Source organism: Variovorax sp. P4_D9, from assembly GCF_056401695.1.
Genome location: NZ_JBFUIU010000195.1, coordinates 1 through 12,901, shown reverse-complemented (window position 1 = coordinate 12,901; position 12,901 = coordinate 1). Strand labels below are relative to the sequence as shown.

At 69.8% G+C, this 12,901-nt stretch carries 14 protein-coding genes; 10 read left to right on the top strand and 4 right to left on the bottom strand.

The window, feature by feature from the left end:
- The 10 genes from AC1DY5_RS21210 to AC1DY5_RS21165 form a co-directional block, all read left to right on the top strand.
- Window positions 1-306 (top strand): ABC transporter ATP-binding protein C-terminal domain-containing protein (locus tag AC1DY5_RS21210; RefSeq protein ID WP_478114492.1); only part of this gene is annotated, 306 nt, incomplete at its 5' end.
- Window positions 299-1,054 carry an ABC transporter ATP-binding protein gene (locus AC1DY5_RS21205; RefSeq protein WP_478114490.1) on the top strand — a complete coding sequence of 252 codons (756 nt, stop codon included), beginning with the start codon at window positions 299-301 and terminating at the stop codon, window positions 1,052-1,054. The genes AC1DY5_RS21210 and AC1DY5_RS21205, both read left to right, overlap by 8 nt.
- Window positions 1,055-1,068: 14 nt before the next feature.
- The gene (locus tag AC1DY5_RS21200) at window positions 1,069-1,992 is read left to right on the top strand and encodes an SMP-30/gluconolactonase/LRE family protein (protein WP_478114488.1); all 924 of its coding nucleotides are present in this window, start codon (window positions 1,069-1,071) and stop codon (window positions 1,990-1,992) included.
- 37 nt (window positions 1,993-2,029) lie between these two features.
- Entirely contained in the window at window positions 2,030-3,031 is a 1,002-nt protein-coding gene (locus tag AC1DY5_RS21195) for a Bug family tripartite tricarboxylate transporter substrate binding protein (RefSeq protein ID WP_478114487.1), read from the top strand.
- Window positions 3,032-3,141: 110 nt separating this feature from the next.
- Window positions 3,142-4,368, top strand: coding sequence for an FAS1-like dehydratase domain-containing protein (locus AC1DY5_RS21190; RefSeq protein WP_478114485.1), 1,227 nt, complete (start codon window positions 3,142-3,144; stop codon window positions 4,366-4,368).
- 36 nt (window positions 4,369-4,404) lie between these two features.
- Window positions 4,405-5,574, top strand: coding sequence for a CoA transferase (locus AC1DY5_RS21185; RefSeq protein WP_478114483.1), 1,170 nt, complete (start codon window positions 4,405-4,407; stop codon window positions 5,572-5,574).
- The gene (locus tag AC1DY5_RS21180) at window positions 5,571-6,776 is read left to right on the top strand and encodes a CaiB/BaiF CoA transferase family protein (protein WP_478114481.1); all 1,206 of its coding nucleotides are present in this window, start codon (window positions 5,571-5,573) and stop codon (window positions 6,774-6,776) included. Before AC1DY5_RS21185 ends, AC1DY5_RS21180 begins: the two co-directional genes overlap by 4 nt.
- Before the next feature lie 40 nt (window positions 6,777-6,816).
- A complete protein-coding gene (locus tag AC1DY5_RS21175; RefSeq protein WP_478114480.1) occupies window positions 6,817-7,398 on the top strand; it encodes a cysteine hydrolase family protein in 582 nt (193 codons plus the stop codon).
- A 7-nt stretch (window positions 7,399-7,405) separates the two neighbouring features.
- Window positions 7,406-8,221 carry an HpcH/HpaI aldolase/citrate lyase family protein gene (locus AC1DY5_RS21170; protein ID WP_478114479.1) on the top strand — a complete coding sequence of 272 codons (816 nt, stop codon included), beginning with the start codon at window positions 7,406-7,408 and terminating at the stop codon, window positions 8,219-8,221.
- Between the two features lie 41 nt (window positions 8,222-8,262).
- Entirely contained in the window at window positions 8,263-8,889 is a 627-nt protein-coding gene (locus AC1DY5_RS21165; RefSeq protein ID WP_478114477.1) for a GntR family transcriptional regulator, read from the top strand.
- A 6-nt stretch (window positions 8,890-8,895) separates the two neighbouring features.
- Here the strand turns inward: AC1DY5_RS21165 and AC1DY5_RS21160 are convergent, their stop codons facing one another.
- The 4 genes from AC1DY5_RS21160 to AC1DY5_RS21145 form a co-directional block, all read right to left on the bottom strand.
- On the bottom strand, window positions 8,896-10,098 hold the full coding sequence (locus tag AC1DY5_RS21160; RefSeq protein ID WP_478114475.1) for a PP2C family protein-serine/threonine phosphatase: 1,203 nt from the start codon (window positions 10,096-10,098) through the stop codon (window positions 8,896-8,898).
- A 2-nt stretch (window positions 10,099-10,100) separates the two neighbouring features.
- A complete protein-coding gene (locus AC1DY5_RS21155; RefSeq protein WP_478114473.1) occupies window positions 10,101-10,595 on the bottom strand; it encodes a Rab family GTPase in 495 nt (164 codons plus the stop codon).
- A gap of 13 nt (window positions 10,596-10,608) precedes the next feature.
- On the bottom strand, window positions 10,609-12,471 hold the full coding sequence (locus AC1DY5_RS21150; protein WP_478114472.1) for an OmpA family protein: 1,863 nt from the start codon (window positions 12,469-12,471) through the stop codon (window positions 10,609-10,611).
- Window positions 12,472-12,529: 58 nt separating this feature from the next.
- Window positions 12,530-12,901, bottom strand: a 372-nt coding sequence (locus AC1DY5_RS21145; protein ID WP_478114470.1) for a hypothetical protein, incomplete at its 5' end; no start/stop codon positions are given.

Sequence of the window (12,901 nt, the reverse complement as noted above, 5' to 3'; positions counted from 1 at the left end):
GCCAGCGCGAGTTTGCGATGCAGCGCACGCTCGCGGCGGCCGCGCGGCAGCGGCAGGAAGGCATCGAGCCAGCCCGCGGCCGGACTCAACTCGGTCGAGACGCGCGATCTGTCGACCGCGCTCATGCGGCTGCGCTCGCCGCAATTGGTGATGGTGGTGGTCGAGCACGACATGGACCTGATCATGGAGGTGTGCAACACCATCCACGTGCTCAACGTCGGCCGCCTGCTGGCCTCGGGCAGCCCGGCGCAGGTTCGCGCCAACCCGGACGTGGTGCGCGTCTATCTCGGAGACGACGATGAGTGAGGCGGCCATGGATCTGCTGCAGGTCGAGGACCTGACGGTGCGCTACGGCGCCGGCCCGGTGGTGCACGGCATCGCCCTGGGCGTGCCGAGGGCAACGGTGGCGGCGCTGCTGGGCGCCAACGGCGCCGGCAAATCGAGCACGCTGCGGGCGATCGCCGGACTGGAGCCGGCGCAGGGCCGCGTGCTGTTCGAAGGCCAGGACATCAGCGGCTGGTCGTCGGCCAGGCGCTTTCGCGCCGGCATCGCCTACGTGCCCGAGGGCCGGGCGATCGTGGCCGACCTCTCGGTCGCCGACAACCTGACGCTCGGCTCCTACTTCGTCGATGCCGCCACGCGCGCCCGGCGGCGCCAGGTCGTGCTCGACTTCTTTCCCGAGATCGCCAACCGCCTGAAGTCGCCCGCCGGCCTGCTGAGCGGCGGCGAGCAGCAGATGCTGGCCATCGGCCGCGGGTTGATGTCGGCGCCGCGCCTGCTGCTGCTGGACGAGCCTTCGCTCGGACTGGCTCCGCTGCTCGTCGCCCGTGTCTACGAGCGGCTGGCCGTGATCCAGCGGGAGCAGAGGCTGGCCGCACTGCTGGTCGAGCAGAGCTTCTACGCCGCGGCCAAGCTGGCGGCGCGCGCCTGGGTGATGCGCCATGGCCACATCGTCGGCGAACTCGACGCCCGGGCGCTGCGCACCCGCGAAGGGCGGCAGCAGGCCATCGAGGCCTACCTGGGCGCACGGCAGGACGAGGCGGCCCACGCATGAAACAAGGAGAGCCCGTGAAGCTGAAGTTGCAAGGCGAGCTGATCGCCACCGGATTGCAGTTTCCGGAAGGCCCCGTGGCGCTTGCCGACGGCAGCGTGCTGGTGGTCGAGATCGCCGTCGGCCGGCTGACCCGCGTGCTGCCCTCGGGCGAACTGAGCGTGGTGGCGACGCTGGGCGGCGGTCCCAACGGTGCGGCGATGGGACCGGACGGCCATTGCTACGTCTGCAACAACGGCGGCTTCAGTTGGCGCACGGACGACGGCTTCACGCGCCCGACCGGCCCAGCCGCCGACTACGAGGGCGGCGCGATCCAGCGTGTGAACCTCGCCACCGGCGCGGTGCAGATGCTCTACACCCACTGCGATGGCGTTCCGCTGCACGGGCCGAACGACATCGTGTTCGACGCCGACGGCGGCTTCTGGTTCAGCGATTTCGGCAAGACCTTCGAGGACCGCATGCTGCGCGGCGCGGTGTACTACGCCCGCACCGACGGCAGCTTCATCCGCCGGGCCGCGCACCCGGTGCTGACGCCCAACGGCGTAGGCCTGTCTCCGGACGGCCGCACGCTGTACGTGAGCGAGACCGAGACCAGCCGGCTCTGGTCCTACCCGATCACCGGACGCGGGCAACTCGGGCACGAAGCCTGGCCGTCTCCGAACGGCGGCCGGMTGGTGCATGGCCTGCCCGGCTTCCAGCGTTTCGATTCGCTGGCGGTGGAGGAGGGCGGCAACATCTGCGTCGCCACGCTGGTGCGCGGCGGCGTCAGCGTGTTCTCGCCGGCCGGGGATCTGCTGGAATTCCACGAGGCACCCGAAGGCTATTGCACCAACATCTGCTTCGGCGGCGCGGACCGGCGCACCGCCTTCATCACCCTTTCGGGCCATGGCCAGCTCCTGGCCGCGCGCTGGCCGCGCGCCGGTCTGGCGCTTTCGGCCTGACCCCATGCATCACGAGCCAACCCACAAGGACGCACCCATGACCCCAGGCACTCGCTTCGGCCGCCGCCGTTTCCTGCAGGCCGGCGCCACAACCGCCGCGGCCGTCCTTGGCGCCGGGCCGCTCACGGCGGCCGCGCAGCCGGCCTGGCCCGCGCGGCCGATCCGCATCATCGTCCCGTATGCCGCGGGGCAGGGCGCCGACGTGCTGACGCGGCTGGTGGGGAACGAGCTGTCGACGACCCTGGGCCAGACCATCTTGGTGGAGAACCGCGCCGGGGCCGGAGGCAACATCGGTGCTGCCGCCGCCGCCAGGTCGCCGGCCGACGGCTACACCTTCCTGCTCGGCACCAATGCGACGAATGCCGCCAACGAATTCCTCTTTCCCACGCTGGGCTTCGATCCGGCCGCCGACTTCGATGCCGTGGCGATGATCGGGCTGCTGCCGATGGTGCTCTGCACGTCGGCGCCCGACCTGCCCGCCAATGGCATCGCCGAGTTGGTCGCGCGGGCCCGGGCCAAACCGAACACGCTGAACGTGGGGCTGCCGAGCACCACCGCGAACGTGGTGTTCGCGCAGTTCGTGAAGTCGGCCCAGGCGCCCTTGTTCGGCGTGAAATACAAGGCCTCCGGCCAGGCGATGACCGACGCGCTCGGGGGCCAGATCCCGTTGGTCATCGACACCGTGACCGCGGCCCGGCCGCATCTCGCGGCCGGCAAGATGCGCGCCCTGGGCATCACCTCGCTCAAGGCCAGCGAGATGCTGCCCGGCGTCAAGCCGGTGGCCGAGCAGGGGGTGCCCGGTTTCGAGGTCGTGGCCTGGGATGCGCTGTTCGCGCCGCGCGGCACGCCGCCCGAGGTCGTCGAGAAGCTCGTCGAGCACCTCCGGCGCGCCCTGCAGCAGCCCGAGATGCGGCGGCGAATGCTCGAGATCGGCGTCGAACCGCTCTTCATGGGACCGGCCCAGCTGGAGGCCTTCGTGAAGGCGGAGCGCCCCAAGTGGGGCGAGGTCATCAAGGCCGCCGAAATCCACGTCGACTGAAGACGCATCCCCCCTGTGTCCTTTACCGAAAACAAGCACGTTTCCCCAAAGAATGCATCCTGCATTTCCATCTCAAACCTGAGTCAACCTGAGCAACCGGAGTAATGAACTTGACCACTGCCACTGCCACTGCCAACCTGAGCCCTCAATCCGACGTCGGCAACGCGCCCGCGGAGGGCCTGATCACCGACCAGGCCATCGCCGACGCCAAAGCCATGATCGGCCTGCACCTGCGCCCCGAAGGCCCCTACCTGCAGGACGCCACGCCCGACACGCTACGCAACTGGTGCAACGGCATCGGCGACCTGAACCCTCTGTACCGTGACATCGGCTATGGCGCGGCTAGCCGCTACGGCACGATGCTCGCGCACCCGATGTTCCCGATGGCCTTCGGCTGGCTCGGCCGCACGCGCTGGGGCCTGCCGGGCGTGCACGGCTTCTATGCCGGCAACGACTGGGAGCTGATCCGCCACGTGCGCCCGGGCGACCGCATCACGCCGATCGAGCGGGTGGTTGGCGTCGAGGTCAAGGAGAGCAAGTTCTCGGGCCGCCTGGTGCTGCAGTATGTCGAGGCCTGCTACTACAACCAGCGCGGCGAACTGGTGGCGCGGGCGCTCGGCACCTGCACCCGCCACGAGCGCAAAGCGGCGCGCGACACCGGCAAGTACAAGGAGATCGTCCAGCACGAGTACAGCAACGAGATGCACGACCGCATCGACCAAATGGTGCTCGACGAGCCGAACAACATCCGCGGCGCCAACGTGCGCTACTGGGAGGAAGTGCAGGAAGGCGAAGAACTGCCGACGATCGCGCGCGGCCCGCTGTCGCTGATGGACACGATGGGCTTCCTGGTCGGCTGCGGCCGCGGCCACACGCATGGCGTGGTGCTGCAGGCGGCGGTCAAGCACCCGGGCCATTTCTTCCGCAATCCGGAGGCCGGCGGCGGCGTCGAGTACACCGGCATCGGTCACCACCGCGAGTCGGTGGCCAAGGAGGTCGGCGTCCCGGGCACCTACGACTACGGTCCGCAGCGCTCGTCGTGGATGTGCACGCTGATCACCAACTGGATGGGCGATGCCGGCGTGATCAAGCGCGTGCGGACCGAGATGCGGCGCTTCAACATCGTGGGCGACACCACCTTCTGCAAGGCCAAGGTGGTGCGCAAGTACGTGAAGGACAAGACCGCGCTCGTCGACATCGAGATCGCGGCCGAGAACCAGCGCGGCGAGGTGACCACGCCGGGCATCGCGACCGTCGCGCTGCCCTCGCGCGATGTCAGGCTGCCGGCCTTCATCGACGGCTCGGGCATCGACCTCGAGCTGCCGGTGATTCGCTGAACGCCAGCTTCCTGCAACACCTGCGAAAGGGCTCACATGCTTTTCGATGAAGCGTCGCCATCCGCCGAGCTGCCCCTGGCAGGCTGCCGCGTCGTCGAGCGCTCGCGCACCGTGGCGGCCGCCTACGCCGGCCGCCTGCTCGCCGCCATGGGCGCGCAGGTCGTGATGCTCGAGCCCGAGGAGGGCTCGCCGCTGCGGCAGGCGCCGCCTCTGCTCGGCGACACCGGAGAGAGTGCGCTGTTCGCCTACCTCTCCGTCGGCAAACGCAGCTTGGTCTGCGACCCGCTGACGAGCAAGGGGCAGGCCGTGCTGGCGCGCGCGCTGGATGGCGCCGACATCCTGATCGACGACACGCCGCTGCGCCATCGGCCCGGTGCCGGCCTCGATCCGGCATCGATCGGCCGGCGCTTCGCCGGCCTCGTTCACGTCAGCGTGCTGCCCTTCGGCGCCACCGGGGACAAGGCGGACTGGGACGGCGAGGAGGTGAACCTGGTGCATGCCGGCGGCGAAGGCTTCCTGCTGCCCAACGGCCTGTCCAACGAGCTGTTCCCGGACCGCCCGCCGCTCAAGGTCTACGGCCACTTCGCCAGCTACCAGGGCGGCAGCCTGGCGGCGATGTGCGCGCTCGCCGCCTGGTGGGCGGCGCCCGAGCGCGGCGGCCAGTATGTCGATGTGTCGGTGCAGGACGCGATGCTCTCAGTCGGCGCCTTTGCATTGCAGCGGCTCGGAGACGGCTCGCTGGAGCATCGCACCACGCGGAGCTTCCGCTATGGCGGGGTGTTCGAGACGCTCGACGGCTACCTGGAACTGCTCACTCTCGAGGACCGGCAATGGAGTGCGCTGGTCGAACTGCTCGGCCGCCCCGACTGGGCCGGTGAGGAGGCGCTGCGCGATCCGCTCGAGCGCAGCCGCCGCGGCGACGAGATCAATGGCCACATCCGCGAATGGATGGCCAGGCACCGGGTCGAGGACATCGTCGGGCGGGCGCAGCAGCTCGGCGTGCCGGCAGCCAAGTACCGCGCGCCGGTGGAGGTGACGCAGGGCGAGCACGAGCGTGCCCGCGAACTGTTCGTCCCGGCCGCGCTCCCGGGCGGCTTCGAGGTCGACGTGCTGCTGGCGCCGTTCCAGTTCCGCTGCTCGCCGCTGCAGCGTGCCGGGCGGGTGCCGGCGCTGGGCGAGATGGCCCAGGGGGAGGGCGTCGCATGACGGCCCGCCACGCGCCATTGGCCGGCGTTCGCATCGCCGACTTCACGATCCACGCGGCCGGCCCCTTCTGCACCCACCTGCTGTCCCAACTGGGGGCGCAGTGCATCAAGATCGAGAGCCGCACCCGGCCCGACGCCTTTCGCAAGCCGCACGCCGTCTATGGCCGGATGCAGGCGGCGACCTTCGACCAGGTGTCGGCCAACAAGCTGTCGGTGCGGCTGAACCTCAAGCATCCCGAGGCCGTCGAACTCGCCAAGCGCGTCGTCGCCCTGTCCGACATCGCCGCCGAGAGCTTCAGGCCCGGTGTGATGAATCGCCTCGGACTCGGTTTCGACGCCCTGCGCGAGGCCAGGCCGGGCATCGTCCTGCTGTCGCTGTCATCGTGCGGCCAGAGCGGGCCGGACTCGCACTTCGCGGGCTATGCGCCGCTGTTTGGCGCCTGGGGCGGCCTGGGCTGGATGAGCGGCTACAGCGACGGCCCGCCGATGGAGATGCGCCACGTCATGGATCACTCCGCCGGCATGCACGCGGCTGTCGCGACGCTGGCTGCCTTGCACCAGCGGCGCCGCACGGGCCGCGAGCAGCACGTCGACCTGGCCGCGCGCGAGGTGGCCTCGGCGATGATCGGCGACGCGCTGGTCCAGGCCAGTGGCGGCGGCACGCCCCTGCGGCCCGGCAATGGCGACCCTGCGATGGCGCCCCACGGCATCTATGCGACCGCCCGACTCGACCGCTGGCTCACGCTGGCGGTGCGCAGCGACCAAGAATGGCAGGCCCTGCTGGCGGTGCTCGAACAGGGCGAGATGGCGCATGACGAACGCTTTGCCACGGCGCGCGGCCGGCGCAGTCGCCATGCCGAGCTCGATGCACTGCTGACCCGGTGGCTGGCCGGACGCGACGCCGACCAGACGGCGGCGCAGCTGCAGCGGGCGGGCGTCTGCGCCCATGTCTCGTGGACCATGCAGGATGTGGCGGATGATCCCCATCTGCGCGCCCGCGGCGCCCTGGTCGAGGTCAGCGCGCCGGACATCCCGAAGCGCCTGGCGGTGGGAGCGCCGGCGCGCTTCTCGGTCACCGACGATGTCGGCATCCGACGGCTGACGCCCGCGCTGGGCCAGGACGAGGACTATGTGTTCGGCGAACTGCTCGGCATCGATTCGGTGCGCCGCGCCGACCTCGAGAAGCGGGAGGTGATCCTGTGAACATGGCGAACACTCGACGAGTGAATGAAAGGAGTGCTGCGTGAAAGATTCGATCTACCTGGTGCTGGACATGGAGAACGACCTGGTCCATGCCGACGGCCCCAACGGCAAGGCCGCCTACGGCGAGCAGGTGCGGGGCCGGCGCGTGCTGGAGAACACGCGTGCCGCTCTCGACAAGGCGCGCGCCGCCGGCGTGCTGATCGGTTTCGTCCGGGTCGGCTTCTCGCCCGACTATCGCGAATGCCCGCCGAACTCGCCGATTTTCTCCGGCGCCCGGAAGAACGGGATCTTCAAGCTCGGCAGCTGGGGCACCGAGGTACATCCGGACCTGGGCCGCCAGCCGAGCGACTTCGACATCGTCAAGCACCGCGTCAGCCCGTTCTACAGCACCAGCCTCGAGGCGATCCTGCGTGCCCACGGCATCCGGCGCATCTACTGCTCGGGCATCTCCACCAACGCGGTGGTGCAGGCCACCGTGCGCGAAGGCCACGACCGCGACTACGAGATGGTGGTGCTGGAGGACTGCTGCTGCGGGCTGTCGGCCGAGGAGCACGCGGGCGCCATCGAGAGCCTGCGCCGCTTCTGCCGCCTGACGACGTCGCAGGACGTGCGCTTCGAGTGAGCGGCCGATGAGCCGTCTCGCGCGCAGTCTGCTGTTCGTCCCGGGCCACCTGCCGGAGCGCTTCGACAAGGCCGCCGGCAACGGGGCGCACGAAGTCATTCTCGACCTGGAGGACGCGGTCGCGCCGGCAGCCAAGGCCGAGGCACGCGACCGGGTGGCGTCGTGGCTCGCGACGGGCCGGGAGGCCTTCGTGCGCGTCAATGCGGCGGACACCGAGTGGCATGCGGACGACCTCCGCATGCTGCAGGCGGCGCCGCGCGTGGGCGTGATGCTGCCCAAGGCCGACGCCGAATCGCTGGCCCGGACCGCCCAGGCCCTGCCCGGGCGCCGGGTCATCGCGCTGCTCGAGACGGTCGCTGGCTACTTGGCGCTGGCGCCCATGGCCGCCGTGCCCGGGCTCGAGCGCATCGCGTTCGGCAGCGTGGACTTCGCGGCCGAAAGTGGCGTCGAGGATGCAGGCGACGCCCTGACCAGCGTGCGCATCCAGATCGTGCTCCAGTCCTGCCAGGCGGGTCTGGCGGCGCCGGTCGACGGCGTCAGCCTCCATTTCACCGAAGAAGCCTGCATGCAGGCGGACGCGCGCCGTTCGCGCCAGCTCGGCTTCGGCGGCAAGCTCTGCATCCATCCGCGCCAGGTCGCTGCCGTCAATGCGGCATTCCTGCCGACGGCGCAGGAAYTGGCGTGGGCGCACGGGGTGGTCGCCGCCTTCGATGCCAGCGCGGGCGCGGCCACTTCCCTGGACGGCAGGATGATAGACAAGCCGGTGGTCGAGCGGGCGCGGCGCATCCTCGCCGAGGGCCGGGGCGCCGGCAGCGGCGCTTAGAATCGGCCCCGAGGGAAGGCTCCCCCGGGGTGCTGCAGCAGATGGAATATCGAACCAAAGAAGAACAGGTCGCGGACTACCTGCGCGAGCGAATCATCTCGGGGGTGTACCCGCGCGGATCGCGACTGAAGCAGGCGGAGATTGCCGAGCAGCTGCACCTGAGCATCACGCCGGTGCGCGAGGCCCTGAGGCTTCTGGCGGCCGAGGGCTATGTCGGTGGCGACTCGTATCGGGGCGCCCGCGTCGCGCCCTTCGACCCCTCCGCCTCCGGCGAGATCCTGAATCTGCGCCTCATGCTGGAGGCCCAGCTGGTGCGCGGCGCGACCGAGCGGGTGACCTCGCACGACATCGCCGCGCTTCGCTCCCTGGCCGACGAGTTCGCCAAGGCCTTCGAAAGCGGCGACCGGGCGACGGCGCGTGGCGTCAACTACCGCTTCCATCGCCGGCTTTACGACATCGCGCAGATGCCGCAGACCCTTCACTTCGTGCAGATCCTCTGGGCCCGCTACCCCTTCGACCTGATCAATGCCGTGGAAGGTCGCGGCCAGGAGGCGGTCAAGGAACACGACGAGATCCTGCATGCCCTGACGACCGGCGACGCCTCCATGGCCATGCTGGCCATGCGCAAGCACATCGAGTCGGGTTGGACCGTCCTCAAATCGGCATAGGCGGGCTCAGACCGTCATCTTGATGAGGGTGAAATCATCCTCGAGCACGCCTGGGCCATGGACGTATCGCGCGAAGTCCAGCAGGCGGTCCAGTTCGGACTGCCCGTCGCCGACCGGTCGCGACAGGATCTCGGTGAAGTCCTCGAACGCCAGCATCGAGCCATCCGGCCGGCTGATCTCGTAGGTGCCGTCGCTGAAGACGAACAGCCGGTCGGACGGCTGCAGGGTGCACTGCGCTTCGCTATAGCGGGCGGCCGGGGAGATGCCGACGCAGGGGCCCGACGCCGGCAAGGGGCGGCCCTCGCCAGCGCCGCTCACGAGCACGGCCGGGGGGTGGCCGGCGGAGGCGTAGCGCAGGCAGCCGGTGGCCCGGTGGTAGACGCCGTACCAGACGGTGCAGAACAGTTCGCCGTGGCGCTCCATCTGGTAGGCCTGGTTGAGCGCGGTGAGCACCTCGCTCGGGCTACGGAAATCGGTCCGCTGCAGGGCCTCCGAGCGCAGCGTGTCGGCGACCGCCACCGAGAGCAGGGCCGAGCCCACGCCATGGCCGCAGACGTCGAGCAGGTAGAGCGCGAAGTGCTGGTCGTCGATCCAGTGATAGCCGAACGAATCGCCGCCCAGTTCGGTCGAGGGAACGAAGCGCCAGTCGACCGACAGCGGCCCCGATACGGGCTCCGGCAGGATCGAGCGGACATAGCGTTCGGCGTCGCGCAGTTCCTGCTGCAGCCGGTCGTGGGTGAGCTGCAGGGCTTCCTGCGACGCCTCGAGTTCACGATGGGCCCGGGTCAGTTCCAGGTTGGCCGATTCGAGTTGCTCGATGAGCCTGGCCTCGCGCTGGCTCAGCAGGGTCATGTCGTAGGCCTTCTGCTGCACCAGCCGGGCTTCCTCGTATTCGGTCGTGACGTCGAGCAGCAGGACCCAGACGGTGCCGTCGTCGGCGAAGAAATGGATGTCCGCCACGCGGCCGCTGGGCATTTCCATCGAGCGGATCAGAAAAGGCGTCTCCACCAGCGGTAGCAGGCCTTCCAGGAACGGGATCTGGTCGCTGGCCGGGCAGCCGGTCTGGAGCCCGGACAGGCCGTAGTGGTCGAGGTGCCCGCCGGCCTGCGTCAGGTTCTGCGAATCGTCGATGACCAGGTGCGCGACGACCCGTTGCGCGTGCAGCAGCAACAGCAGCGAGTCGGAGATCCGGGCCGGCAGGTCGAGCATGACTATCGGGCCACGCGCGCCGCCAGTTCCTGGAAGGCTTCCTCGACCCCCATGCCGGTCTTGGCGCTGGTGCGGCGAAAGCTCCAGCCGGCGGCCTCCAGGTGCTCGATGCGCTCGGCCGGGAGCGCCCAGTCTTCCATCAGGTCCGCCTTGTTGAGCAGGGCGATGAAGGGAACCTCGCCGATCTCCGCCCCGACCCGCGCCTGGATCGACACCGCGGTGTCCAGGGTTTCGGGCCGGGTCCCATCCACCACCAGCAGATAGGCGGCCGCGCCGCGCAGGTAGCTCACCCGGACCGCCGCCACCTCGTCCTCGCCGGCGATGTCCCACAGGATCAGCGCCATCTGCTCGCTGCCGACGGTCAGCTGCTTCTTGTCGATCTTGACCCCGACCGTCGTCAGGTAGGCATCCGAGAAGATGGTGTCGACATAGCGGCGTACCAGGCTGGTCTTTCCGACGCCGAAGGCGCCCAACAGGCAGATCTTCTTTTGCAGCATGTTCGAACAGTTCCTAATCGCCTGTGCTCACGGCGAAGGAGACGCGCCGGTTCATCGACAACTCGTCCTCGCTGGCGCCGGGGCGCAGCGGCTCCAGCGGGCCGGCGCCGCGCACGGCGAGCACCGCGGGATCGACGCCGCGGGCCCGCAACATGGAGCGCACGACCTCCGCGCGGCCCACGCTCAGGGCCAGGTTGGAGATGTCCTTGCCCGTGGCATCGGCGTGGCCGACGATCGTCACCTTGACCGGGAAGCCCAGGGCGCGGGCGACCTGAACCAGTTCGCGCGTGTCGGCGGCCACGGCGTCCAGCTTGGCGTCCTGGCCCGGGGCCGGCCGCGGCACGCTGAACTCGAAATGGATGAGCTGCGCCTGAATGGCGTCGCGCAGGCGAAGGTACTCGGGATCCTGCACGTCCTTGAGGGCGCTGAGATCCACCTTCGGGGCGCCGGCCGGCAAGGTCAGCAGGAAGGTCCGCGCCTTGTCCATCCATTGCTGGGGGGCCGTGCCGCTGGCGCGAATGCCGCTCGCGTCCTGGGTCAGGATGACCGTCGGCGGCGGATTCAGGGTCGCCTGCAGCCGCTTCAGCATGATGGCCGGATGCAGCGCCTGGTAGGGTTCCCAGCGGCCGCCGACACGCGCCGGGTCCAGACGGGCCTGTGCCAGCAGGGACTCCGGCTGCGTGGCCAACGGGTCGCGCAGGCCGGACACCAACCACTTTCCGTCGCGGCGTTCGGCGCCCGTCACGACGATGCCGGGCTGATCCTGCAGCGCCGAGACATAGGCATCGACGCGCTGGCGCTCGATGACCCGCCCGGTGATCCAGTAGCCCAGCACCGCCAGCAGCGCGAGCGGGATGAGCCAGAGCAAAGGCGACATCTTCTTGTGGGTCTCGGCCACCTGGGACAACAGGCAGGGCCGCAGGCGTTCCGCGACCTCGTCGAAGGGCGTGGTGTCGCCCTGGAATTCATCGAGCGCCGTGCGCCACTGGTCGTGGACGGAGCCCAGCGTATCGCCCAGGCGCGCGCGCAGCATGGCCGGCGGATTGCCATGGATCACCGCTGCGAGAAAGGCCGACGGCCCTTCCTCGCACCACAGCAGCAGGTCGCCCAGCCGCAGGCTGTCGATGCTGCGGCCGCTCGCGCCGCCGGTCCCGGATTCGTCGAACGAGTCGCGCACGAAGTCCTGGATCGCCGAGAGCATCGCCGACACCAGTTGCGGGTCGCGCGTGGTCGCGTCGTCCCTCGCCACGTGCGCCATCAGCAGGCCGGTCTTGCGATGGATCAGAAACAGGTGCTCGACGCTGAACACGGCCGTGTGCCGCATCACGACGTCGGCAAAGGTGCTGCCGCTGCGCCAGGCCTCGATGCGCCACTTGAGGCCGCGCCACGACAGGCTGTGCTTGAGGGCCTGGTTCAGAGATTGCAGCGTGCCCTCGAGGGTCTCGGCGATGGCTTTGCGGATCGCCGGCCCCATGACCGGATACAAGATGTCGACCATCGTGCCCGGGTTCTTTTGGATCGACGCCTGGGTCGCGCGCTCGACGGTGGGCGCGATCGACTGGCCGAGGCGGTCTCCCTGCGTCGCCGCCAGCGCGAAGGCGGCGGGCAGCACCGCGCCCACCGCATCGGCGAACTCGCGCGGGTCGTCGAACTTCTGCTGCAGCCGCGCCAGCGCCACCTGCTCGCGCTCGAACAGCACGCGCCGCATCGCATCCAGCCGCGGATCGTCGTCGAGGCGGCTCGGCAGCGTCGCCGCCACGTCCGGATCGACGCAGCGCGCCAACTCCAGCAAGAGCGCGGCGAGCCGTGCCTTCGGATCCTCTTCGGCAGCGCCTCCGGGCTCGCGCGTCGCGGCCAGCGACAGGCGTGCGTTCACCGCGCCTCCGTGGCGGCGCCCGCGCGAACCAGCCCCACCGGCGCGCTTTCCGCGCGACTCAGGCGGCGTGGCCGTTGCTGCCCTTGGGCGCGACGTCCTGGTTCAGGCATTTGGCGATCTCGACGAACAGTCCGGCGAGCAGGTTGCGATCGGTCTTGACGTTGCTGAGCTCGGCGAACATCCGCTCGGTGGTGGCGCGGGCGTCGTCCTGGCGCTTGCGCATCTCGTCGCGCAGCACCTGGACCTCGTGGCCCAAGCGATCGGTGAACTCGCGCTCCTGGCGCGCCAGCTGGTCGGACACCTGGGCAAGGCGCTTCTCGAGCGCCTGCGTGTGATCGCGCAGGCTGCGCTCCAGTTCCTTGTCGGCATCGGCGCGCAGGTCCTTCTCCTCGCGGAACTGGCCGGCGACCGATTCGAGCTGCTTCTTCAT

What these genes read in the sequence shown, in the direction of transcription:
- AC1DY5_RS21185 (WP_478114483.1), top strand. Translation starts at nt 4,405, where the DNA reads ATGCTTTTCGATGAAGCGTCGCCATCCGCCGAGCTGCCCCTGGCAGGC.
- AC1DY5_RS21160 (WP_478114475.1), bottom strand. Translation starts at nt 10,098, where the DNA reads ATGCTCGACCTGCCGGCCCGGATCTCCGACTCGCTGCTGTTGCTGCTG.
- AC1DY5_RS21180 (WP_478114481.1), top strand. Translation starts at nt 5,571, where the DNA reads ATGACGGCCCGCCACGCGCCATTGGCCGGCGTTCGCATCGCCGACTTC.
- AC1DY5_RS21155 (WP_478114473.1), bottom strand. Translation starts at nt 10,595, where the DNA reads ATGCTGCAAAAGAAGATCTGCCTGTTGGGCGCCTTCGGCGTCGGAAAG.
- AC1DY5_RS21205 (WP_478114490.1), top strand. Translation starts at nt 299, where the DNA reads ATGAGTGAGGCGGCCATGGATCTGCTGCAGGTCGAGGACCTGACGGTG.
- AC1DY5_RS21195 (WP_478114487.1), top strand. Translation starts at nt 2,030, where the DNA reads ATGACCCCAGGCACTCGCTTCGGCCGCCGCCGTTTCCTGCAGGCCGGC.
- AC1DY5_RS21165 (WP_478114477.1), top strand. Translation starts at nt 8,263, where the DNA reads ATGGAATATCGAACCAAAGAAGAACAGGTCGCGGACTACCTGCGCGAG.